Origin of the sequence: Paucibacter aquatile (genome assembly GCF_002885975.1) — a bacterium.
Taxonomy (GTDB): domain Bacteria; phylum Pseudomonadota; class Gammaproteobacteria; order Burkholderiales; family Burkholderiaceae_C; genus Paucibacter_A; species Paucibacter_A aquatilis.
This window is the reverse complement of the sequence record NZ_POSP01000003.1, coordinates 2,667,597-2,688,427: the sequence shown is the minus strand read 5'-3', so window position 1 is coordinate 2,688,427 and position 20,831 is coordinate 2,667,597. Positions and strand designations below refer to the sequence as shown.

The 20,831-nt window shown below is 68.8% G+C and carries 21 protein-coding genes; 12 read left to right on the top strand and 9 right to left on the bottom strand.

Going from position 1 to position 20,831, the window contains the following annotated elements:
- Window positions 1-8: 8 nt before the first annotated feature.
- The 3 genes from C1O66_RS14710 to C1O66_RS14700 are packed head-to-tail and all read right to left on the bottom strand — an operon-like array spanning window position 9 to window position 2,467.
- On the bottom strand, window positions 9-650 hold the full coding sequence (locus C1O66_RS14710) for a MarC family protein (RefSeq protein ID WP_102768571.1): 642 nt from the start codon (window positions 648-650) through the stop codon (window positions 9-11).
- A gap of 54 nt (window positions 651-704) precedes the next feature.
- Window positions 705-1,544 (bottom strand): helical backbone metal receptor, encoded by an 840-nt coding sequence (locus tag C1O66_RS14705; protein WP_102768570.1) that lies wholly within the window; start codon window positions 1,542-1,544, stop codon window positions 705-707.
- A gap of 2 nt (window positions 1,545-1,546) precedes the next feature.
- Complete coding sequence (locus C1O66_RS14700; protein WP_133155232.1) at window positions 1,547-2,467, bottom strand: hypothetical protein; 921 nt, start codon at window positions 2,465-2,467, stop codon at window positions 1,547-1,549.
- Window positions 2,468-2,718: 251 nt separating this feature from the next.
- On the opposite strand from C1O66_RS14700, the gene C1O66_RS14695 reads away from it, so the two are divergent.
- Window positions 2,719-3,189 (top strand): RNA recognition motif domain-containing protein, encoded by a 471-nt coding sequence (locus C1O66_RS14695; protein ID WP_102768568.1) that lies wholly within the window; start codon window positions 2,719-2,721, stop codon window positions 3,187-3,189.
- 179 nt (window positions 3,190-3,368) lie between these two features.
- Here the strand turns inward: C1O66_RS14695 and C1O66_RS14690 are convergent, their stop codons facing one another.
- The 5 genes from C1O66_RS14690 to C1O66_RS14670 form a co-directional block, all read right to left on the bottom strand.
- Window positions 3,369-5,675, bottom strand: coding sequence for a carbohydrate binding family 9 domain-containing protein (locus C1O66_RS14690; protein WP_102768567.1), 2,307 nt, complete (start codon window positions 5,673-5,675; stop codon window positions 3,369-3,371).
- Window positions 5,676-5,857: 182 nt separating this feature from the next.
- Window positions 5,858-6,631: an SDR family oxidoreductase gene (locus C1O66_RS14685; protein WP_102768566.1), complete on the bottom strand. Its 774-nt coding sequence runs from the start codon at window positions 6,629-6,631 to the stop codon at window positions 5,858-5,860.
- Window positions 6,628-7,311 (bottom strand): LPS export ABC transporter periplasmic protein LptC, encoded by a 684-nt coding sequence (gene lptC / locus C1O66_RS14680; protein ID WP_165794622.1) that lies wholly within the window; start codon window positions 7,309-7,311, stop codon window positions 6,628-6,630. Before lptC ends, C1O66_RS14685 begins: the two co-directional genes overlap by 4 nt.
- Entirely contained in the window at window positions 7,311-7,904 is a 594-nt protein-coding gene (locus C1O66_RS14675; protein WP_102768565.1) for a KdsC family phosphatase, read from the bottom strand. The genes lptC and C1O66_RS14675 overlap by 1 nt, the downstream gene beginning before the upstream one ends.
- Window positions 7,904-8,893, bottom strand: coding sequence for a KpsF/GutQ family sugar-phosphate isomerase (locus C1O66_RS14670; RefSeq protein WP_243392805.1), 990 nt, complete (start codon window positions 8,891-8,893; stop codon window positions 7,904-7,906). The genes C1O66_RS14675 and C1O66_RS14670 overlap by 1 nt, the downstream gene beginning before the upstream one ends.
- A gap of 131 nt (window positions 8,894-9,024) precedes the next feature.
- On the opposite strand from C1O66_RS14670, the gene C1O66_RS14665 reads away from it, so the two are divergent.
- Window positions 9,025-9,324 carry a YciI family protein gene (locus C1O66_RS14665; RefSeq protein ID WP_102768563.1) on the top strand — a complete coding sequence of 100 codons (300 nt, stop codon included), beginning with the start codon at window positions 9,025-9,027 and terminating at the stop codon, window positions 9,322-9,324.
- Between the two features lie 156 nt (window positions 9,325-9,480).
- On the opposite strand, the gene C1O66_RS14660 is transcribed toward C1O66_RS14665, so the two are convergent.
- Window positions 9,481-10,752: a Glu/Leu/Phe/Val family dehydrogenase gene (locus C1O66_RS14660; RefSeq protein WP_102768562.1), complete on the bottom strand. Its 1,272-nt coding sequence runs from the start codon at window positions 10,750-10,752 to the stop codon at window positions 9,481-9,483.
- 420 nt (window positions 10,753-11,172) lie between these two features.
- On the opposite strand from C1O66_RS14660, the gene gspG reads away from it, so the two are divergent.
- The 10 genes from gspG (at window position 11,173) to C1O66_RS14610 (ending at window position 20,831) form a co-directional block, all read left to right on the top strand.
- Window positions 11,173-11,622, top strand: coding sequence for a type II secretion system major pseudopilin GspG (gene gspG / locus C1O66_RS14655; protein ID WP_102768561.1), 450 nt, complete (start codon window positions 11,173-11,175; stop codon window positions 11,620-11,622).
- Between the two features lie 80 nt (window positions 11,623-11,702).
- A complete protein-coding gene (locus tag C1O66_RS14650) occupies window positions 11,703-12,905 on the top strand; it encodes a type II secretion system F family protein (protein WP_102768560.1) in 1,203 nt (400 codons plus the stop codon).
- The gene (locus tag C1O66_RS14645; protein WP_102768559.1) at window positions 12,902-14,443 is read left to right on the top strand and encodes a GspE/PulE family protein; all 1,542 of its coding nucleotides are present in this window, start codon (window positions 12,902-12,904) and stop codon (window positions 14,441-14,443) included. Before C1O66_RS14650 ends, C1O66_RS14645 begins: the two co-directional genes overlap by 4 nt.
- A complete protein-coding gene (locus C1O66_RS14640) occupies window positions 14,436-15,923 on the top strand; it encodes a hypothetical protein (protein WP_102768558.1) in 1,488 nt (495 codons plus the stop codon). Before C1O66_RS14645 ends, C1O66_RS14640 begins: the two co-directional genes overlap by 8 nt.
- Entirely contained in the window at window positions 15,920-16,492 is a 573-nt protein-coding gene (locus C1O66_RS14635) for a hypothetical protein (RefSeq protein WP_102768557.1), read from the top strand. Before C1O66_RS14640 ends, C1O66_RS14635 begins: the two co-directional genes overlap by 4 nt.
- The gene (locus C1O66_RS14630) at window positions 16,489-17,079 is read left to right on the top strand and encodes a hypothetical protein (RefSeq protein ID WP_102768556.1); all 591 of its coding nucleotides are present in this window, start codon (window positions 16,489-16,491) and stop codon (window positions 17,077-17,079) included. The genes C1O66_RS14635 and C1O66_RS14630 overlap by 4 nt, the downstream gene beginning before the upstream one ends.
- The gene (locus C1O66_RS14625) at window positions 17,076-19,322 is read left to right on the top strand and encodes a secretin N-terminal domain-containing protein (RefSeq protein WP_102768555.1); all 2,247 of its coding nucleotides are present in this window, start codon (window positions 17,076-17,078) and stop codon (window positions 19,320-19,322) included. Before C1O66_RS14630 ends, C1O66_RS14625 begins: the two co-directional genes overlap by 4 nt.
- Window positions 19,323-19,354: 32 nt before the next feature.
- Window positions 19,355-19,843, top strand: coding sequence for a type II secretion system protein (locus C1O66_RS14620; protein WP_271007970.1), 489 nt, complete (start codon window positions 19,355-19,357; stop codon window positions 19,841-19,843).
- Between the two features lie 12 nt (window positions 19,844-19,855).
- Window positions 19,856-20,263 carry a type II secretion system protein gene (locus C1O66_RS14615; RefSeq protein ID WP_102768553.1) on the top strand — a complete coding sequence of 136 codons (408 nt, stop codon included), beginning with the start codon at window positions 19,856-19,858 and terminating at the stop codon, window positions 20,261-20,263.
- A 31-nt stretch (window positions 20,264-20,294) separates the two neighbouring features.
- On the top strand, window positions 20,295-20,831 hold the full coding sequence (locus tag C1O66_RS14610) for a type II secretion system protein (protein WP_207795956.1): 537 nt from the start codon (window positions 20,295-20,297) through the stop codon (window positions 20,829-20,831).

Here is a 20,831-nt window from a genome sequence, read left to right as displayed (position 1 = left end):
AGCGGGCTTCAGCGCGCCAGATGCGAGGCCAGCACCGGGAAGAGCTTGATCAGGCCGTCGGCCAGCAGCTCCACCGCCAGCGCGGCCAGGATCAGACCCATCAGCCGGGTCATGATGTTGATGCCGGTCTGGCCCAGCACGCGGGCGATGCGGCCGGCGGTCGAGAACACGCCGAAGGTCACCAGGCCGACCACCACGCCGTAGCCGACCAGGATGGCCAGCTCCCACCAGTGGCGGGTCTTTTCGGCGTAGATCACCATGGTGGAAATGGTGGCCGGGCCGGTCAGCAGGGGGATGGTCAGTGGCACGACGGCAATGCTGGCACCGGCGCTGAGCTTGCTGGAGCCTTCGCTGAGGTCTTCCTTGCGCGACTCGGCCGGCTGCGCATTCAGCATCTGGATGGAGCTGATCAGGAGCAAGGTGCCCCCGCCGACCTGGAAGGAGGCCAGCGAGATGCCGAAGAACTCGATCACCTTGAGGCCGAACAGCGCGCTGATGCTGATGACCAGAAAGGCGCTGAAGCTGCTGACGCGGATGGTGTGCTGGCGCTGCTGGCGGTTGAAGCCGGTCGTGAAATGAATGAAGAAGGGGATCACCCCGATCGGGTTGACGATGGCGAGCAGGGCAACGAGAGGCTTGTAGATGTCCATGGTCTTGATTGTGGGCCGGGCGGGCCGGCGACCAGGCCCTGGCGTGCTCCCGAATTACCCGCTCTTTCCGACCCCGGTGTGGATCCGCGGGGCGGCTTGCGCCGAAACGCGTTCCATCGCGAGCGCGCGCAGCAGGTCCAGCCCCTCGCTGGCGCGCGGGCCGTACCAGCTGATCAGTTCGCCATCGATCAGCTGCACCTGCGCCTGCGGGCACAGGGCCCGGGCCAGGGGCAGGTGGCTGGCGTCGAAGCGGTAGGGTTCCGAGCTGAGCAGCACCCGGTCGACCTGCTGCAGCCAGGGCTCGTCGCCGCGCAGCTGCGGGTAGCGGGCCGCGCCGGTGTCGCCGCCGCGTTGGTTGGGCCAGGTCTGCCAGCCCACCTCGACCAGCATGCGGGCGATGTAGGTGTCGCGGGCCACCGTCATCCAGGGTTCGCGCCAGATCAGGTAGAGCACCCGCTCGCCCGGCCAGCCCTGTTGCCGGCAGGCTTGCAGGCTGTGGCTCAGGCGCTCGCTCAGGGCCTGGGCGCGCTCGCGAACGCCGGGCAGGTGGCCGAAGTGGTGCAGCATCTGCGCCAACAGGGCCAGGTTGTCCTCGGGCCCCTGGGGATGCGAGACGATCAGCTCGGGCACGAACTGGCGCAGCGCCTCCGCCGTGTCCAGGCGGTTCTCGTCGGGATTGAGCAGCACATGGCTGGGCGCGAGGCGGCGCAGCTTGTCCAGATTCACATCCTTGGTGCCGCCGACTTTGGGGATGTCCGCCACCTGCTCGGCCGGGTGGATGCAGAAACCGGTGCGCGCCACCATCCAGGGCCCCAGGCCCAGGGCCAGCAGCAGCTCGGTGAGGCTGGGCACCAGGCTGGCGATGCGCGGCGCGTTCGGATCGAAGGCCGGCATGTTCACAGGGCTGCGTCGTCGCTGGGCGCGTCCTGCAGGGCCAGGTAGACCGCGCAGCAGCCACGCAAATACACCAGGGTCGGCAGCACCAGGGCCACCGCGAAGACCACGCCGCCGCCGGTCTGTGCCGCCACGGCCAGCGGGTGGGTGGCCACCGGCGCGCCGTTCGCGCCCAGGGTGCGCAGACCGTAGCCGAACAGGCCGGCCATCAGCTGCTGGGCCGGCACATCGATGCCGATCAGCCAGACCATCAAGAGCGCCAGCACCCGGCCGCCGCTGATCACCACGAAGCTGACCGCCGCGCTGACCAGGGCCGTCACCAGAAACACGGCCATCATCAAGGCACCCGCTTCCAAGGGGCCGCGGCGCAGCTGGTGCGCCAGCATGCGGGCGGTTTGCAGCGGGCTCTTGCCCGACCAGATCGAGGGGCCGGTCAGCGGCCCGATCAACATCACGCCACTGAAGGCCATCACCCCCAGCGCCGTCACACTGACCGGCACCAGCAGGGCGAACAGCGCTGGCCCGACGCTGGGCAGGCGGGCGCTGTACAGCAGCCCGATCAAGCCGGCCGCCACCAGGCCCAGCGTGCCCAGCACCAGCAGCAGGGTCAGCAGCACTTTGGGGGCAGTGCGCAGGGCGTCATGGAATGCATCGGCCACCTCGCGCACCTCGCGTCCGCGCGCCTGATCCATCAGCAGCAGCCCCGTGGTGTTGACGCCGAGAAATGCGGTGATCAGCCCGCCCACGGCCCAGATCACCCCCAAGGTGGTGTCGGCCTTGGCCAGGGCCGACTCGGCCGAAGCCAGCATCAGGCCAGCCAGGCAGAAGGCCGAGAGCAGAGCGTAAAGGGCGCGCCCATTGCGCGGCGCGTCAATACTGGACAGCACGCGGTTGAGCGCGTGCAAGGACAGGGTTTGGGACATGGAGCTCATCATAGCCAGCGGTCTTGACGCCCCGATTTGCTGAAAAACAGCAGTTCGGTCCGCCCAGCGCCCGTCAAAACCCGAGGGTTTCTTCTATCAGCCGAAAAACAACACTTGCGGTGGGCCCCGTGTTTGCGGCTGGACCCATCAACCATAATCGTTTACCTGTGTATGGACGCCGCACCTTCGCTTGAATGGTTCACGATGGGTTGAAGCTCCACATGGTTTCTTGGTATTGAAAGGGCTTCCCCATGGGAAACAAGCTTTACGTCGGCAATCTTGCCTACAGCGTGCGTGATGAGTCTCTGCACGAAGCGTTCGCGCAATTTGGTTCGGTGACCTCCGCAAAGGTCATGATGGATCGTGACACAGGTCGTTCCAAGGGCTTCGGCTTTGTGGAAATGGGTTCGGATGCCGAAGCGCAGTCGGCCATCAACGGCATGAACGGTCAAGACCTCGACGGCCGCGCCGTCGTGGTGAACGAGGCTCGTCCTCGTGAAGAGCGTCCCGGCGGCTTCGGCGGCGGTCGCTCGGGTGGCGGCGGCTTCGGCGGCGGTCGTTCGGGTGGTGGCGGCTTCGGTGGCGGCGGCGGCTACGGTGGTGGCGGCGGCGGTGGCGGTTACGGCGGTGGCCGTTCCGGCGGCGGCGGCTTCGGCGGTGGCGGCGGTGGCCGCTCCGGCGGTGGCGGCGGCTACGGCGGTGGCCGTTCCGGCGGCTACTGATCCAGCCTCAGGCCGTTCTGCGGAGCGGCTTGAAACGGATGCAAGAAAAAAGCAGCTTCGGCTGCTTTTTTCGTTTCTGGAAGGGTCTGGACTGGCCGTGATGCTGTGGCGCCCGGCCCTGCGGGGCGCTGACTGCCCACACGACCCGCCGCGTGAGTGGCGTCAGCCCTGGCCGGCGCTCAGGGCTGCCAGGCCACCTGGGCCTTGGCAAACAGCTCGGTGCTGCGACGCCCGCCCGGGCTGTCGTTGAAACGGGTCAGGCCCAGGCTCAGCACGCGTGACAGACCAACCCGGTGCTGGTACATCAGCGAGGTGTGGCGGGTGTGCGAGGCATCGGCCGCCAGGCCCAGCTCTTCGCGGCGCTGGAAATGGGTGGCCTGGGCGATCAGGCGCAGCGAGTCGCGCGGGCTCCAGTGCAGCACCGCCAGGGTCTGGCGGAAGTTGTCGGTGAAGCTGCGGCCCGGCTGGGCGCCGTGCACATAGCCCTCGCTCCATTGCTGCTCCACCTCCAGCCCCAGACCGGTGGGCATGGGCACGCGCAGCTTGGCCAGCAGCCAGACATTGCCACCGCGCCCGAGTCGGTCGGCGTCCACGTCGAGGCGGCGTCCCCATTCCATCTCGGCGGTGATGAAGGCCAGGATGGGGTGGGGGTTGGACTCAAAACCCAGAGTCAGGGTGCGTGGCTCATGCAGGCGGCCGCCGGTCTTGGCGCGCTGCTGGTCCAGGCCCAAGTGGCCCCAGATGCCGGTGTTGCGCGCGGTGGCGATCCAGAAGCCCGGCTGCACGCGGCGCTCGATCAGCTCGCCGCCGGGCACGCCGTGCAGCGCATCCTGCACGCTGCGGGTTTCGGCCAGACGCAGCTCGGCTTCCAGCTCGTAGGTCGGGAAGCGTGACCATTCACCGAGCGGTGCCAGGCTTTCTTCATTGAAGCGCCGGCTCAGCTTGAGCGTGCCGCGCCGGTAGCCGGACTGGCTGACGAAGCCGTTGTCGTTGGCAAAGCGCGGCGACACATCTTCCAGATTGAAGAGGGTGTTCCACTGCTCGGTGCGGCGGCGCCAGCCCAGCCAGAGGTGGTGGCCGTTCTCGCTGCCCGGGCGCAGATCGGGCGTGTCGGGATCGAGCTGGCTGCGCGTGCTGGACAGCAGCAGGTGGCCGCGCAGGAGATCCACATCGCTGGCGGCCCAGGAGAAGTCGCTGCCGCCGACGCGGTTGTACTGGCCATGGCCGTAGCGGCGGTCCGAGGCCAGCAGGCCCAGGTTCAGCGCGTCGATTTGCATGCGGCCGCGGGCGAAGCTGGCCTGCGAGTCGCGCGGCTGCACAAAGCTGTCGGTGCCGTAGGCATGGGGACGCAAGACCTGGCCCCCGCCGGCATCGCGCAGGCTCAGCAGTGTGGCGTCCGCCGAGGCGCCGCGCCAGGTGCTGCGCAGGCCCCAGTCGGGGTCGGTGATGGCGCGCGAGTAGAAGGCCGCCAGGCTGCGGTTCTGGCCTTCTTCGTCGGCCTTGGTCTGGCCGACCACATCGGCGCTTTCCAGAAAGAAGGGGCGCTTCTCCGGCAGGCTCAGGGCGAAACGGGTGTTGCCCGAGAGCTGGGGTGCGTCCAGCTCGACCTGTGAGAAATCGGGGTTGAGCACCGCATCGATCACCCAGTCGGCGCGCGGCCGCCATTTGAGCTCGCCGCCGAGATTGGATTCGCGCTTGCGGCTGTCGGGTCGGCCCTCGGCCTGGTCCTCGCGGCGGCGCAGCGTCAGCTCGGGGCGCACGCTCAGAAAGCTGCGCTCACGCACCTGCTCGACCAGATCACTCAAGCCCTCGATGGGCTGCAGCTCGGCGATGAAGCTCAGCGCGTCCTTGGTCAGCGGGGCGCTGACATTGAGGGTGTTGGCCTCCTGACGCGGGATGTTGCGCACCACCATCAGGCGCCAGGGCAGGCCGCCACTGTAGGGGTAGCGCAGCGAGGCCAGGGGCCAGCGCAGCTCGATGCTGTAGCCGTCGGGCAGGCGCTGGGCGGCGGCTTCGAGCTCGAAATCGGGCGCGAAATCCTCGCCATCATCGGCGGCGGTGAACATGCCGTCGCCGATCACGCCGGCCGCGCTGACGCGGGCGAACTGGGCCGAGCGGCGCAGGCCGATCGGGTCCAGCACCACCGAGATGAAATCCTGGTCGCGCGCCACCGTGTCGCGGCGCTTGAGCGGCGCGCGGATCAGATCCGGCGCCGGGTCATAGGCGCGGATGCCGAAGACCAGCGCGTCCTGGGTGACCAGGATCTGCACCGTGGTGCGCCAGGCCGCCGGCTTCTTGTCCTCGGGCTGGAACTGCACGAAGCGGTCGTACACCGGGGCGCGTTGCCAATGGGCTTCGTCCAGCTGGCCATCGATGCGCAGCGGCGCGCTGTTTTCGCTCAGGCGCAGGGCTTGGGGGTGGACGGTGCTGCTGGCCTGGGCGCAGGCGGTGGACAGCGACAGCAAGCTCAGGAGCAGGAATCTCATCGGCGGCGAAGGCATCAAAGGCTGGCAGCAGATCGCGCCCGGCCGGTTCGGCCGTCGCGAGGCGAGGTGATGGGCAGAGCAGCCCCGGCGCAGTGTAGGCGGGCGCGCCACAGGCCCGACCTGTCAGAACTACCAGCCTGTCCCGGGGCTGCAACTGTTTCCCACCTCAGTGGGCTTGACTTTCACTCGCCCTGGCGATGCTTGCGCGGGCGACCGGCCAGCAGCCGATCGAACAGGGCGTTAGGCAGCAGGCGCAGCAGGCGCGCCACCCAGCCCATTTGCCAGGGGATGACGCGGAAGCTGGCACCCGCTTCGATGGTGGCGTAGGCGCGCGCCGCGAAATCCTCGGGCTGCATCAGGAAGGGCATGCTGTAGCGGTTCTCGCGCGTCAGCGGCGTGTCGATATAGCCCGGGGCGATGGTCACCACCTGGACGCCGAAGGGGCGGCACTCGCCGCGCAGGCTCTCGCAGTAGCTGATGACGGCGGCCTTGCTGGAGCAATACGCCGCGTGGCCGGGCAGGCCGCGGATGCCGGCCACGCTGGCCACGCCAACCAGGCGGCCGCTGCCGCGCGTGCGCATGGCTGCGATGAAGGGCTGGAAGGTGGCGGCCAAGCCGAGGTTGTTGGTGGCGTAGACGCGCTGCATCACCGCCAGGTCTTCAAAGATGGCGCTGTCGATGCCGACGCTGATGCCGGCATTGGCGATCACCACATCGGGCAGGCCCTGGGCGGCGATGCAGGCGCGGCCGGCCGCGGTGATGGACGCGATGTCGCAGACATCGGCGCCGTAGATGGCGTACTGCGCGGGCTTCAGGCCCTGGGCCTCGGCCCAGCTCTGCAGCTCGGCCGTGCGCCGCGCCACCAGGGCCAGGCGCCAGCCGGCCCGCGCGTACTGCAGGGCCAGGGCCTGGCCGATGCCGCTGGAGGCGCCGGTGATGTAGACGAGACGGCTCATGGCGTGGCCTTGGCTTTCTTCTGGGCACCGGGCGCCGCCAGGCTGGCCGTGGTGCGGCCCTGGAAGCTCAGGCGGGCGTTGAGGTGGTCGTATTCAAAGCTTACGGCCTGCACCGTGGTGCCGCCGTGGCGCAGCTGCACCGGCAGGTGGCTGCGCAGCTGCTCGCGATTGACAAAGGCTTGCAGGAACTCGCCGCGGATGTCCAGCTTGGCCTCGGACGGCGCTGCACCATCTTTGGCGGCCTCATAACGTTTCACTTCCACATCACCGTACAGCTGGATCTCGCTGGCATCGGCATTGGCCACGGCGCGGCGGGCGCGGGCCAGGACCCAGCTGCCATCGGCCGAGTAGCTGCGCAGGTGGATCTGGTCGATCTCGAGCGTGTCGGTGTCCGGGTAATGGCGCAGGGCCGCGCCTTCGATGCGGGCGCGCAGGCGGCCATCGCCTCCCATGCGCTGCAGCTCGAAGTTGCGCATCTGGTAGTCGGGCTCGTGGCGCGGCGGCGGGGCCTGGGTGGCTTCTTCGGGCACGGGCGTGTGCTTGACCAGCCACCAGGTGCCGCTGGCCAGCATGGCCATCAGCAGCAGGGGCAGGTAGTTGGAGACCAGCAGCTGCAGCCGCCACAGCCAGCTCTGGCTCGGGCGGGCGCGGCCGCTCGGAGGCGGCGCCAGCGTGGCCATCAGGGATGGCCTCCGTCCAGGGTGTCGAGATGGCCGTTCAGCAGTTGCTGGTAGCGGCCATTGGCTTGCAGCATCAGGTCGCAGCATTCGCGCGCGGCACCATGGCCGCCAGCGGCCGTGGTGATGTAGTGAGCCGCGGCCTTGACCTCAGCGTGCGCTTGCGCCGGGGCACAGGCAAAGCCGGCGCGGGTCAGAAGGGGCAGGTCGGGCCAGTCGTCGCCCATCGCGGCCACCTCGTCCCATTGCAGGCCCAACTGGTCGAGCAGAGGCTGGGCCACGGCGTACTTGTCCTTGGCGCCGTAGACGGCGTGTTGCAGGCCCAGATCCGCGACACGGCGGCGCACGGCCGGCGAATCGCGGCCGGTGATGATGATGGGCGTGATGCTGCCCTGGGCGAGCAGCTTGAGGCCATGGCCGTCCAGGGTGGAGAAGGCCTTGAAGCTCTCGCCCTGTTCACCGATGTAGATGCGGCCGTCGGTCAGCACGCCGTCGACATCGAAGATGGCAGCCTTCAGCCCGAGGGCGCGCCCCTGAGCCTTGAGCAGCAGTTCGGGCGGAAAGCGCAGCGCGGCTTGCAGCGGGGTGGTGCCCATCAGATCACCTTGGCCCGCATCAGGTCGTTGATGGTGATGGCGCCTTGGAGCGTGCCGTCGGTCGCCACCACCAGCACCACGGTGATGCGTGCTTCTTCCATCAGATCGGCGGCGTCCACGGCCAAGGCTTCAGCGCTGACGGTGCGGGGGTTCTTGGAGGCTACGGTGGCGGCCGTGAGGCTGCGCAAGTCCTGACCCTTTTCCACCAGGCGGCGCAGATCGCCGTCGGTGAAGATGCCTTGCACCCGGTCGCTCGCGTCGACCACGATGGCCACGCCCAGGGCCTTGGCCGACATCTCGCGCATCATGTCGGTGAAGGGCGTGTCCGGCGCCACGCGCGGCAGATCTGCGCCGCTGCGCATCAGGTCGCGCACATGGGTCAGCAGCTTGCGGCCGAGCGCGCCGCCCGGGTGGGAGCGGGCGAAGTCTTCCGGCTTGAAACCGCGCGCATCGAGCAGGGCCACGGCCAGGGCGTCGCCCAGGGCGATTTGGGCGGTGGTGCTGGCCGTGGGGGCCAGGTTCAAGGGGCAGGCCTCTTCGGCCACAAAGCTGTCGAGCACCAGGCTGGCATGGCGCGCCAGGCTGGATTCAGCGCGGCCGGTCATGGCGATGATGGTCACGCCCAGGCGCTTGAGCACGGGCAGCACGGCGTTGAGCTCGTCGCTCTCACCCGAGTTGGACAGGGCCAGCACCACGTCCTTGGCGGTGACCATGCCGAGGTCGCCATGGCTGGCCTCGGCCGGGTGCACAAACAGGGCCGGCGTGCCGGTCGAGGCCAGGGTGGCGGCAATCTTGCGGCCGACATGGCCACTCTTGCCCATGCCCATCACCGCGACACGGCCCTGGCAGGCCAGCACCACCTGCACCGCCCGCACAAACGATTCACCCAGGCGCGGCACCATGGCCTGGATGCCGGCGGCTTCGATCTGCAGGGCCTGCCGGCCTCTTTGCAGGGCCAGATCGGGGTCAAAGGGCGGGACTGTACTCATAGCCGGGCAGTGTAGCGGCGTCATACCCGGCTGTTACCCCGCTCTGAGTCACCGGGGCCGCGCTGCCGCGTGTTTGAATGGCCGGCTGCGAAAGCAGCGAATGACAGCCCCAGATTGGAAATGAGGAAAACATGCCATTGTTCGTCGCCCTGTTCACAGACAAGAAGGATCATGGACATGTCCGTGAGGCAGCCTTGCAAGCCCACATCGAGTGGCTGGATCAAAACAAGGACGTGATCCCTGTCGGTGGGTCGCTCAGATCGGAGCCGGATCAAACACCCCGCGGGGGGATGTGGATTGCAAGAGCGGCCTCCAAGGAGGCGCTCGACTTGCTCATCAGGTCAGATCCGTTCTATGCCGCCGGGCTCAGAGAGAGTTACGAAATTCTCTACTGGTCGAAGGCAAACGCGGGGCGGATGGAGTTGATTTGAGGGACCGGCCCGGCCGTTGGCTGGCGGCCGAACCTTCGATGGGCGGCAGACAGTCCGCAGGGGGCCACCTCGCTCCAGCCTCAGCCTGGCCGCAGGCAGGCGGCCGGTCCTTCGATGGGCGTCAGGCAGCCCGCAGGGGCTGCCTTCGGTCCCATCTCAGGGATACAGGCCGCGCTCTTCACGCGCTTCGAGCACGCGGGTGCAGGCCACCACGAAGGCGGCAGTGCGCAGCGAAATCTTGTGGTGCTCGCTGGTGTCCCAGATGTGCTTGAAGGCGCCGGTGATGATCTTGTCCAGGCGGACGTTGATCTCGTCTTCGGTCCAGAAGAAGGAGCTGAAGTCCTGCACCCATTCGAAGTAGGACACGGTCACGCCGCCCGAGTTGGCGATCACGTCCGGCACCACGACGATGCCGCGGTCGGCCAGCACGGCGTCGCCGTCCGGGGTGGTCGGGCCGTTGGCGCCTTCCAGCACCAGGCGGGTCTGCAGGCCTTCGGCGCGTTCCTTGTTGATCTGGCCTTCCAGGGCGGCCGGGATCAGCACATCGCTCTTGACCTTCCAGAAGTCCTCGTTGGCGATGCGGTCACCGCCTGAGAAGCCGGCCACGCCGCCCGTCTGGGCCACATGGTCGAGCAGGTTCTGCATGTCAAAACCGCGCTCGTTCAGGATGGTGCCGGTGTGGTCTTGCACAGCCACGATCTGGGCGCCGGCGGCGGCAAACAGCTTGGCGGCGATCGAGCCGACATTGCCGAAGCCCTGCACGGCGATGCGCGCACCTTCCATGCTGATGCCCAGGCGGCGCATGGCTTCACGGCCGATCACGAAGACGCCGCGGCCGGTGGCCTGCACGCGACCCAGCGAACCGCCCAGGGCGATGGGCTTGCCGGTGACGACGCCGGTGGCGGTGGCGCCGACGTTCATCGAGTAGGTGTCCATCATCCAGGCCATGATCTGGCCGTTGGTGTTCACGTCCGGCGCCGGGATGTCCTGCTGCGGGCCGATGATGATGCCGATTTCACTGGTGTAACGGCGCGTAACCCGCTCCAGTTCCTTCTTGGACAAGACCTTCGGGTCGAGGCGGATGCCGCCCTTGGCGCCGCCGTAGGGCAGGTTGACGGCCGCGTTCTTGATCGTCATCCAGGCCGACAGGGCCATCACTTCTTCCAGCGTCACATCGGGGTGATAACGCACGCCGCCCTTGCCCGGGCCGCGGGTCAGGCTGTGCTGGACGCGGTAGCCCTCGTAGTGGGCGATGGTGCCGTTGTCGAGCTCGATCGGCACGTCCACGATCAGGGCGCGCTTGGGCCGGCGCAGGGTCTCCACCCAGCGGGCCAGATGGCCCAGATAGGGCTCCACAGCATCGATCTGCGAGAGGTATGTGCCCCAGGGGCTGTTGCGCGTCGGCGCCACGAAAGAGAGGTTGGACATTTGGTAATGCTCCGTAACTTTTTTGGACGGGGCGAACGGTAACGCGAAGTCGATACGGCGCCGGGCTGCGCCCAAAGCCGAGTGCACATGCAACTATGCGGCTTGTGCATAAACAAAGGCTCGCGCATGTTTTCGCTAAAACAATGCCTCTCTGCGCGAGAAATCAGCGAGCGCCCGCGGCGGCCTGCCCAGCGCCCGGGCTGACCTCAAGCCTTCATATGGAGCCGTTACAGTGCAGGGCTGCCCAGGGGGCCCGGGCTGGATTCACTCGAACGTGGGGGGGTCAAGTCCCAATGGCTGCAGCCCGCGGCAGCTGTCACAGTTCAGGGCCAGCTGCGGCCCGGCTGTGAGTGAGCATGTGCCGACCTGTCCGAGGGTCGGGGCCGCAAAAGATCAAGGTTTTCGAGGGTTTTAGACAAGATGCCGTTCCACATCCAATCCCAGCGCCAAGCGCCTGCCGCCCGCCGATCCGGCAGCGGTTTCACCCTGCTGGAGCTGCTGGTGGTGATGGTCATCATCGGCCTGCTGGCCGGTTACGTCGGCCCCAAGTTCTTCGGCCAGATCGGCAAATCCGAGGTCAAGGCCACGCGGGCGCAGATCGATGGCCTGCAAAAGGCGCTCGATCAGTACCGCCTCGATGTCGGCCGCTACCCCAGCACCGAGCAGGGCCTGGCCGTGTTGGTCACCAAGCCCAGCGATGAACCGCGTTGGGCCGGCCCCTATCTGAACAAGGCGCTACCCCAGGACCCCTGGCGGAACGACTACCAGTACCGTTCGCCCGGCGAGCATGGCGAGTACGACCTGTTCTCCTACGGCCGCGACGGCCGCCCGGGCGGTGAGGGCGAAGACGCCGATCTGACCAGCTGGTGAGATCGCCGCGGCAGCCCCCGAGCTGGTGCTGCCGCGGTCCGACGCCTTGCCTTCTGCCCGCCCATTCCTGAGCCCGCCTCATGCCCAGTTACCAGGTCCGCGTCTTTCACCCCGAGGGGGTGAGGAGCGTGCGCGTCGATGCGCTGGACGCACATGCCGTGGCCGGCGCCCTGGGCGTGCCGCCCCAGCATGTGCTGGAGGTGCAGGAGCTGGGCGCGTCCAGCGCCTCTTCGGCCGGCGCGGCGCGCCGTTCGGCCGGGCGCTTCCCTCTGCAACTGTTCAGCCAGGAGCTGGCGGTGCTGCTCGATGCCGGCATCGCCCTGCTCGAAGCGCTGAACACCTTGCGCGAGAAGGAAAGCCAGGCCTCGGTGCGCCAGGCGCTGGATGCGGTGGTTCGCCAGGTCGAGCAGGGTCAGCCGCTGTCGCTCGCCCTGCGTCAGCAGCCGCAGGCTTTTGACGAGCTGATCTGCGCCATCGTCGCCGCCAACGAGCGCACCGGTCAGCTCAGCACCGCCCTGGCCCAGCATGCCAAATACCTGGCCTGGGTGGACAACCTGCGCTCGCGCCTGATCGCCGCCTGCGTCTACCCGGTCATGTTGCTGGCCGTCGGCAGCGCTGTGATCTTGTTCCTGCTGCTCTTCGTGCTGCCGCGCTTTGCCGGCATCCTCGATGGCCTGGGCAATGAGCTGCCCTGGGCTTCGGTGCTCTTGATGCGTTTTGGCCAGACAGCCGGCGCCCACCCGATGTGGGTGCTCGGCGGGCTGGGCGCGTTGGTGCTGGGCGCCGTGGGCCTGTGGCGCCACCCGGGCCTGCGCGAGCGGCTGCAGGCCTCGCTCTGGACACTGCCGGGCCTGGGCCCGCGCCTGCGTGTGCTGGCCCTGGCGAGGCTGTACCGCAGCCTTTCCATGCTGCTGGCCTCGGGTGTGCCGGTGCTGGCCAGCTTGCGCATCGTGGAGGATGTGGTTGCCTTGCCCTGGCGGCCTGCCGTGGCCGCCGCGGCCCAGCAGATCGAGCGTGGCGAGCGCCTGTCCGAGGCCCTCGAATCGCAGGATCTGGCCACGCCTGTCGCGCGCCGCATGGTGCGCGTGGGTGAGCGCAGCGGCGAGGTGGCCGCCATGCTGGAACGTGCCGCCGCTTTTCACGACGAAGAAGCCGTGCGCCTGACCGAGCTGCTGACCCGGGCCATCAACCCCGCCCTGATGCTGGTGATGGGCGTGCTCATCGGCGGCATCATCGTCCTGATGTACATGCCCATCTTCCAACTGGTGGAACAAGTTCAATGACCGTTGAGGCCTCTTCTTTCTCCCTGGCCTCGGTGCTGCCTGCCGAGCACGGCCCCTGGTCGCTCGATTTCGAGCATTGGCCGCAGGCCCAGGCGCAGCGCTGGCGTGCGGTGCTGGCCGTGGGCGCCGGTGGCCGCAAGATGCTGCTGGGCGAGCGGGCGGCCGATGAGCTGCTGCTGCAAAGCGTCGAGGCCCGCCTGCAGGCGCCCGTGCGCTGGCTGCAATGCGAGCCGGCCGCCATCAGCCATTGGCTGGGCGCCGGTGAGGCCGATTTCCGGGCGCTCAGCGATGTCGAGGAGTCGGTCATCGATGCCGAGGCCGGCGGCGCCACCGAGGAGCTCAGCGCCCTGGTCATGTCCGAGCAGGCCAGCCCGGTGGTGCGCCTGCTCAATGCCACGCTGTATGACGCGCTGCAGGACGGCGCCAGCGATGTGCACATCGAATGCACGGCGCGCGGCGCGGTGATCCGCTTCCGCGTCGACGGCGTCATGTCCATGGTGCGCAGTGTGGACGGTGCGGCCACGGCCGAGCAGCTGGTGTCGCGGCTCAAGGTCATGTCCGAGCTGGACATTGGCGAGCGCCGCCTGCCGCAGGACGGCCGCTTCAAGCTGCGCGTGCAGGGCCGCGAGGTCGACTTCCGCCTGTCCATCATGCCCAGCGTCTTCGGGGAAGACGCCGTGGTGCGGGTGCTGGACCGCGCCCGCATCGAGCAGACCGGTGGCAGCCTGACGCTCGATGCGCTCGGCTTCGACGCCGAGGAGCGCGCCGCCATCCGCCACCAGGCGCGCCAGCCCCACGGCATGTTGCTGGTCACCGGTCCCACCGGCAGCGGCAAGACCACCACGCTCTACGCCACCCTGGCCGAGATCCACACCGGCGACGACAAGATCATCACCATCGAAGACCCGGTCGAGTACCAGCTGCCCGGCGTGGTGCAGATCCCGGTCAACGAGAAAAAAGGCCTGACCTTTTCGCGCGGCCTGCGCTCCATCCTGCGCCATGACCCCGACCGGGTGATGGTCGGCGAAATCCGTGACGCCGAAACGGCGCAGATCGCGGTGCAGGCGGCCTTGACCGGCCATCTGGTCTTTTCGACCGTGCACGCCAACAACGCCTTCGACGTGATCGGCCGCTTCATGCACATGGGCTTGGACCTCTACAACGTGGTCTCGGCCTTGAATGCCGTGCTGGCCCAGCGCCTGGTGCGCCTGACCTGCAAGCATTGCGCGCGCCCCTTCGAGCCCGATGCCGCCACCTTGGCGCGTTATGGCTTGCGCGCGGGCGAGCACAGTTTCATGAGAGGCGAGGGCTGCGGCCATTGCCGGGGCACCGGCTACCGTGGCCGCCGCGCCGTGGCCGAGCTGCTCAAGCTGGACGACGGCCTGCGCGACCTGATCGCCGCGCGTTCGCCCATGTCGCAGATCAAGGAGGCCGCCCGTGCTCGCGGCATGAAGCCGCTGCGCGCCCTGGCCCTGCAGGCCGTGTGCCGTGGCGACACCACCTTTGAAGAGCTGGAACGAGTGACTCTGGATGAATAGCAGCCCTTCGCCCTCTTGGCTGGGCCGCCTGCAGCGGCGCTTGCGCGCCCGCCTGGCCCGGCCCCAGACCCTGTTTCTGGGCATCGACGGTGTGCAGGGCGCCGCGCTGAGCCGGCCCGAGGCCTGGGCCGACTGGTGCCGCGCCCATGCCGGCAGCGCCGTGCGTCTGAGCCTGTCCAGCCGCTTGCTGCATGAGCTGGTCTGCCAGCCGGGCCTGCCGCTGGACGACGAAGCCGCCTTGCTGGCCTATGCGCGCCAGCAGTTCGGTCAGTATTTCGGCGCCGCGGCCAAGACCTGGTCGTTGGCCAGCTGGCGCCTGGAGGCCGAGCCGCAAGCCGGCCTGGGCGAGCAATGCGGCGCCATCGCCCTGCATGGCTCGGCTGCCCAAGGCTGGCGCGAATTCGCGGCCGAGCACGGCGTGCGCCTGACCCAGGTGCAGCCGGCCTGGGCGCTGGCCTTGCAGCGTCTGGCTCAAGATGAACCGGAATGGCGCTCGGCCGAGCAGGCCGCCCTGGCCTGGCTGGAGGGTCAGGTCTTGACTTGGCTGACTTTGTCCTCGGGCCGTTTGGCCGGCCTGCGCCAGCTGCGCTTGCGTGAGGCCACCCCTGAGGCACTGGCTGAGCTGCTGCAAGAGTTGTTGCAAGCCCAGCCCGGCCTGCCCGCCGCCCAGGTGCACGTGATGGGCTACGGTCTGCAGGGCACCGGCACGGCGCTGAACCTGGGCCCGGCCCTGCGTCTGCAGGGCCGCCTCGATGCCGCGGCGCCCGATCTCGCGCAGTTGGAGCCCGGTGCCGCCGCGCCTTCGCGCCGCCTGCCCCGCCCCGATTTCCTCGGCGCGCCGCGCGAGCGCTCGCCCCTGGCCTGGCCGCTGGCCGCCACGGCCGCCCTGGTGCTGGCCACGGCCGGTTGGAGCGCCTGGCAGGCTTACACCGATCGCCTTCAGCAGCAAACCCAGCTGGCCCGGCTGAAGGCCACGCAAGCGGCGGCGCCGCGTGCCAAAGCCCAAACGACCCCTTTGGCTGCGGTGGCCGTGCCCGCCCGCAGCCGTGATGCCGGCAAGACCGTGCCCGATGCCAGCCGCCCGGCGCAGGAGGTGCAGGCCTTGCTGCGCCAGCCCTGGGAGGCCGTGCTGGTGCAGGTGGAGCAGGCCGGCGCGGCGCTCAAGCCGGCGCCCCTGGCCTGGCTGTCCATGGATGTGAACGGCTCGCGCCAGGAGCTGCGCCTGGAAGGCCTGGCCAGCGACAAGCTGCTGCCCCTGCAACTGGTGGACCGCTTGGCGGCCGAAGCCGGCTGGCGCGATGTCATGCTCAGTCGCCTGCAGAACGCCGAACAAGGGCTGACGGGCCAGCGTTTCGAGCTGACGGCCAAGTTCCGCGGGGATCTGCTGCGCAGCCCTGTGGCGGCAGCGCCCGAATCGCCCGAGGCCGCCGCTTCCGCAACGGCCCCGGCCAAGCACAAGGCTGGGGAGGCCCGCCGATGAAGTACTCTGCCCTGAAATCACAGCTGCGCGCTCTCGGCGCGCCCGGCCTGTTCGCCGCGCTGGCGCTTGTGCTGGCCGCCGGCCTGGCCTGGCAGGGCCAGCGCTGGGAGCGCGAAGCCGCGGCCGACGCCGCCCGGGGTGACCGCCTGCGTGCCGAGCATCGCCTGCAGCGCGCCTTGGCCCCGGCCAGCGCGACCTCGGCTGCCGAACTGCCCAGCACGCCCGAGCAATGGCGCGAGACCCTGCCGCCCGCCAGCCAGCGGCAGCAGCGCCTGGCCGATCTGCTGGAGATGGGTTTGCGCCTGGGCCTGGTCAGCACCCGCACCGAGCACCGCCTGACGGTGGACGCGGCCAGCGGCCTGGAGCGCCTGCGCATCACCATGCCCTTGAGCGGCGGCTATGCCCAGCTGCGCCAGTACATCGAAGCGGCGCTGCGCCACGACCCGGCGCTGAGCCTGGACAGCCTCAAGCTGCGCCGCGCCAACTCGCAAGCGGCCGAGCTGGAGGCGGAACTGCAGTGGTCGCTGCACGGCCGTATGGAAACCAGCCCGGGAGGGGCCACCCGATGAGCCGCAGCCCTGTTGTCAGCGCAGCCAGCAAACCGGCGCTGAGCCCGCGCCACTATGTCCTGGCCGCGGGCCTGGCGCTGAGCATCGCGGCCGCCCTCTGGGCCGCACAGATCGAGCCCGAAGGGGGCGATCTGGCCCAGCCGGTGGCGTCGCAGCGCCGCGCGCCCGTCGCCTTGGGTACGGTCGCCTCGGCCGCCAAGCCGGGCATGGCTGCTGCGCCGCTGCCTGCGCCTCTCCCCGTCCCCAACTGGGCCCCGGCCGAACGCGGGGCCTGGGCCCCGGCGGTCGAGAGCCAGTTCGCCGCCTGGGCGCCGCCCGCCCCGCCGCCTCCACCGCCCGCGCCGCCGCCATCGCCCCCGGCCGAGCCGGTGGCGCCACCGTTTCCTTACCAATTGATTGGCCGCCTGGTCGAGGCCGAGGGCGCCGTGGCCCTGCTGTCCAGCCCGGCCAAGACCCTGGCCGTCAAGACCGGCGAGGTGATCGATGGCCAGTGGCGCGTCGATCAAATCCATGAACGCGGGCTGAACCTGACCTGGCTGCCCGCCAAGCTCACGCAGAGCGTCAACTTCCGAGCCGCAACCCCATGAAGCTGCAAGTCTCCACCTCTTCTCTGCCGTTCACGCGCCGCGCGTGGCCGCAGCCGGCGCTCCTGGCCTTGGGCGTGGCCCTGCTGCTCGCGGGCTGCGCCCACCCGGCTCTGCGCGAGGCCGATGAGCTCAGCCGCGCCAACCAGCTGACCCAGGCTTATGCCGTGCTCGACGCCGCCGCGCAGAAGGAGCCGAGGGACCACGCCCTGCGTGCGGCCCAGATCCGCGTCCGTACCCAGCTGAGCAACCGGCTGCTGATGCAGATCGAGGGCCTGCGTGCCAGCAGCCGCTGGGCCGAGGCGCAGACGGCCATGCAGAGCCTGCGCGAGATCGACCCCAAGCACCCGCGTCTGGCCTTTTTCGAAAGCGAGCTGCAACGCGGCCAGAAGCAGGAAGCCACCTTGCTGACCGCGCGCAGCCTGCTGCGCGAGGGCAAGCTGGAGCGGGTGGAAGCGATGGCGCGCGAGATCCTGTCTGAATCACCCCAGCACCCCGGCGCTCGCCTGCTGCTCAGCCAGGTCGCGCAGGCGCGGCCGCTGGAGCAGGGCAGCCTGGAACTGGGGCCGGGCTTTCAGAAGCCCGTCACGCTGGAGTTCCGCGATGCGCCCCTGCGCCAGGTCTTCGAAGCGCTGTCGCGCAGCTCCAATATCAATTTCGTGTTCGACAAGGATGTGCGCTCGGACAGCCGCATCACCATCTTCCTGCGCAATGTGACCCTGGACGAGGCCATGCGCGTGGTGCTCAACACCCAGCAGCTGGATCGCAAGCTGCTCAACGACAGTTCGGTGCTGATCTTCCCCAACACCAGCGCCAAGCAGCGTGAGCACCAGGAGCTGATCACCCGCACGCTCTACCTCGCGAACGCCGATGTCAAGCAGGTGCAGGCCATGGTGCGCACCATCGCCAAGGTGCGTGATATCCATGTCGACGAGCGCCTGAACCTGATGGTGGTGCGTGACACGCCCGAGGTGTTGCGCCTGGTGGAGCGACTGATTGCCTCGGTCGATCTGCCCGAGCCCGAGGTCATGCTCGATGTCGAGGTGATGGAACTGGCCACCGACCGTGTCGATGAGCTGGGCCTCAAATGGCCCGAGCAGCTCAGCTTCGGCCTGCCGGGCGCGACCGGCGGCCTGGCCACCGGCCAGGTGCCGATCGGCCAGCACAACGAGTTCCGCGGCTTCGTCGCCAACCCCGGCGTGGTGGCCAATCTGCGCGGCAGCAGCGGCAATGTGAACCTGCTGGCCAATCCGAAGATCCGTGTGCGCAACCGCGAGAAGGCCAAGGTCCACATCGGCCAGAAGCTGCCGGTCTTCACCACCACCACCAACTTCACCGGACAGACCTCGGTGGCGGCCTCGGTGTCCTATCTGGACATCGGCCTGAAGCTGGATGTCGAGCCCACCATCCAGCTCGACAACGATGTGGTCATCAAGGTCGGCCTGGAGGTCAGCAACTTGATCCGTCAGGTCACCGGCCCGGGTGGCACCACGGCCTACGAGATCGGCCAGCGCACCACCTCCACCACCTTGCGCCTGAACGATGGCGAGACCCAGGTGCTGGCCGGTCTGATCAATGACGAAGACCGGCGCACGGCCAGCGGCATTCCGGGTCTTTCGGGCATCCCGGTGCTGGGCAGCCTGTTCGGCTCGCGCAATGACACACGTGCCAAGACCGAGGTCGTGCTCCTGATCACGCCGCGCATCGTGCGCAATCTGGCCCTGCCCGAGGCCAGCCTGACCCGCACGCCCGGCGGCACCGATGCCTCGCCGGGTGCCTTCAGCGGCCTGTTGCGCTCCAGCGCCAAGGTCGGGGTCGGCCCCAGCGGTGGTGGCGGTGCCGCGCCCGCCTTGGCCGCACCGCGCGATGTCCAGGCCGCGGCAGCGGCGCCGGCGGCAGCTCCTTCGGCCGAAGCCACGGTGCGACTGGAGGTCACGCCCCAGGTCACGCCCGGCGGCACCATCTCGGTGACGCTGCGCAATGAGTCGGGCTTCAGCATCCGTGGCGAGATCGAGTACGACGCCAATCTGCTGCAGTCCATGCAGGGTGGCATGACGCCGGGTCGGGTGCCGGTGGAGCTGCCCGCGCGCGGCGACAAGGTGCTGGTGATGCGCGCGCTGCCCGCCTCGACCGGCAAGGTCGTCTCCATCGAACTGGGCAGCGTGCAAGCCACCGGCCCGAATGGCGAGAGCAGCTCGGTGCGCCTGGAAGGCTCGGGCCTGGTGACGGTGGAGGCCGCGCGCTGAGCGTGCGAGCCTCGTTGACTCGAGTCCCTGCGGTGAACACTTTGCGCACATGCCCAAACGCTCGCGGCTTCACGCTGATCGAGATGCTGGTGGTGCTGGCCATGCTGGCCGTGCTGGCCACGGCGGCGCGGCCTCTGCTGGAGATGTCGGTGCAGCGCGCACGCGAGCATGAGTTGCGTTCCGGCCTGCGCCAGCTGCGCGGCGCGCTCGATGCCTACAAGAAGGCAGTCGAAGGCGGGCAGATCCGCAGCAGCCCTGAGGACAGCGGCTATCCGCCTGACCTGGAGTCCTTGGTCAAGGGCGTGGTGGATGTCAAAACCCCGGACAGCCGCAAGCTCTACTTTTTGCGCCGTCTGCCGCGTGATCCCTTTGCCGACCCAGCCCTGCCTGCCGCCGACACCTGGGGCTTGCGCGCCGCCGACAGCCCGCCCGACGAACCGCGCTCGGGCAAGGATGTGTTCGATGTCTATTCCCGCTCCGACCGTCGCGCACTCGACGGCACGCGCTTGCGTGATTGGTGAGGAGCCGCCGAGATGAACGCCCCCCGTCACACCTCCGCCCGAGGCCGCCCCCGTGGCTTCACCCTGATCGAGCTGATCGTGGTCATGGCCATCGTCGCCCTGCTGGCTTCCATCGCAGCACCGCGTTACTTCAACAGCTTGCAGAAGTCGCGCGAGACGGCGCTGCGCAGCTCGCTCCATGTGATGCGCGATGCCATCGACCAGTTTGCCGCCGACAAAGGGCGTTATCCCGATTCGCTGGAAGAGCTGGCCACGGCCCGCTACATCCGCGAGATCCCCGAAGACCCGCTGACCGGCAGCCGCGATGCCTGGGTCACCCTGCCGCCGCCCGGCGATATGCAGGCCAATGGCCAACTCTACGATGTGCGCAGCGGTGCCGCCGGCCGAGCCAGCGATGGCCGGCTGTTTGCGGATTGGTGAACCGGGTGGCTGGCTGGGAAGGATCTTGCTGATGCGTCGCCTCGCTCGCCTGCGCGCTTCGTGCGGCTTCACCTACCTGGGGCTGCTGTTCTTTGTTGCTCTGACAGCGGCGGCCCTGGCCGCTTTGGGTCAGGCCTGGAGCACGGCGGCACAGCGCGAACGCGAGCGCGAGCTTCAGTTCCGCGGCGAGGAGATTGCGCGCGCCATCCAGAGCTACCTCAAGGTCACGGGCGGCAACTCGCCGCAGTACCCGCGCACGATCGAGGATCTGCTGGTCGACCGGCGCGGCGTCAAACCTCTCCATCATCTGCGTCGCGCCTATGCGGACCCCTTCACCGGCAAGCCCGATTGGGTGCTGGTGCCCGAGCCCAGCCAGCCCGAGCGCTTCCATGCGGTGCACAGCCGTTCGGAGCGCGCCTTGTTGAAGGAGAGTCGGCCCGACGGCATGCCTCTGGACAAGGCCAGCGATTGGCTCTTTGTGGGGCGCCCACAAGGGGCGGCAGCGTCCAGTCCGGATCCGGCGGCCAGCGAGCCCCCGGTGGATCGCAACGGCCTGCCTTTGCGCTGA

What these genes read in the sequence shown, in the direction of transcription:
- C1O66_RS14710 (WP_102768571.1), bottom strand. Translation starts at nt 650, where the DNA reads ATGGACATCTACAAGCCTCTCGTTGCCCTGCTCGCCATCGTCAACCCG.
- C1O66_RS14705 (WP_102768570.1), bottom strand. Translation starts at nt 1,544, where the DNA reads ATGCCGGCCTTCGATCCGAACGCGCCGCGCATCGCCAGCCTGGTGCCC.
- C1O66_RS14700 (WP_133155232.1), bottom strand. Translation starts at nt 2,467, where the DNA reads ATGTCCCAAACCCTGTCCTTGCACGCGCTCAACCGCGTGCTGTCCAGT.
- C1O66_RS14695 (WP_102768568.1), top strand. Translation starts at nt 2,719, where the DNA reads ATGGGAAACAAGCTTTACGTCGGCAATCTTGCCTACAGCGTGCGTGAT.
- C1O66_RS14690 (WP_102768567.1), bottom strand. Translation starts at nt 5,675, where the DNA reads ATGAGATTCCTGCTCCTGAGCTTGCTGTCGCTGTCCACCGCCTGCGCC.
- C1O66_RS14685 (WP_102768566.1), bottom strand. Translation starts at nt 6,631, where the DNA reads ATGAGCCGTCTCGTCTACATCACCGGCGCCTCCAGCGGCATCGGCCAG.
- lptC (WP_165794622.1), bottom strand. Translation starts at nt 7,311, where the DNA reads ATGGCCACGCTGGCGCCGCCTCCGAGCGGCCGCGCCCGCCCGAGCCAG.
- C1O66_RS14675 (WP_102768565.1), bottom strand. Translation starts at nt 7,904, where the DNA reads ATGGGCACCACCCCGCTGCAAGCCGCGCTGCGCTTTCCGCCCGAACTG.
- C1O66_RS14670 (WP_243392805.1), bottom strand. Translation starts at nt 8,893, where the DNA reads ATGAGTACAGTCCCGCCCTTTGACCCCGATCTGGCCCTGCAAAGAGGC.
- C1O66_RS14665 (WP_102768563.1), top strand. Translation starts at nt 9,025, where the DNA reads ATGCCATTGTTCGTCGCCCTGTTCACAGACAAGAAGGATCATGGACAT.
- C1O66_RS14660 (WP_102768562.1), bottom strand. Translation starts at nt 10,752, where the DNA reads ATGTCCAACCTCTCTTTCGTGGCGCCGACGCGCAACAGCCCCTGGGGC.
- gspG (WP_102768561.1), top strand. Translation starts at nt 11,173, where the DNA reads ATGCCGTTCCACATCCAATCCCAGCGCCAAGCGCCTGCCGCCCGCCGA.
- C1O66_RS14650 (WP_102768560.1), top strand. Translation starts at nt 11,703, where the DNA reads ATGCCCAGTTACCAGGTCCGCGTCTTTCACCCCGAGGGGGTGAGGAGC.
- C1O66_RS14645 (WP_102768559.1), top strand. Translation starts at nt 12,902, where the DNA reads ATGACCGTTGAGGCCTCTTCTTTCTCCCTGGCCTCGGTGCTGCCTGCC.
- C1O66_RS14640 (WP_102768558.1), top strand. Translation starts at nt 14,436, where the DNA reads ATGAATAGCAGCCCTTCGCCCTCTTGGCTGGGCCGCCTGCAGCGGCGC.
- C1O66_RS14635 (WP_102768557.1), top strand. Translation starts at nt 15,920, where the DNA reads ATGAAGTACTCTGCCCTGAAATCACAGCTGCGCGCTCTCGGCGCGCCC.
- C1O66_RS14630 (WP_102768556.1), top strand. Translation starts at nt 16,489, where the DNA reads ATGAGCCGCAGCCCTGTTGTCAGCGCAGCCAGCAAACCGGCGCTGAGC.
- C1O66_RS14625 (WP_102768555.1), top strand. Translation starts at nt 17,076, where the DNA reads ATGAAGCTGCAAGTCTCCACCTCTTCTCTGCCGTTCACGCGCCGCGCG.
- C1O66_RS14615 (WP_102768553.1), top strand. Translation starts at nt 19,856, where the DNA reads ATGAACGCCCCCCGTCACACCTCCGCCCGAGGCCGCCCCCGTGGCTTC.
- C1O66_RS14610 (WP_207795956.1), top strand. Translation starts at nt 20,295, where the DNA reads ATGCGTCGCCTCGCTCGCCTGCGCGCTTCGTGCGGCTTCACCTACCTG.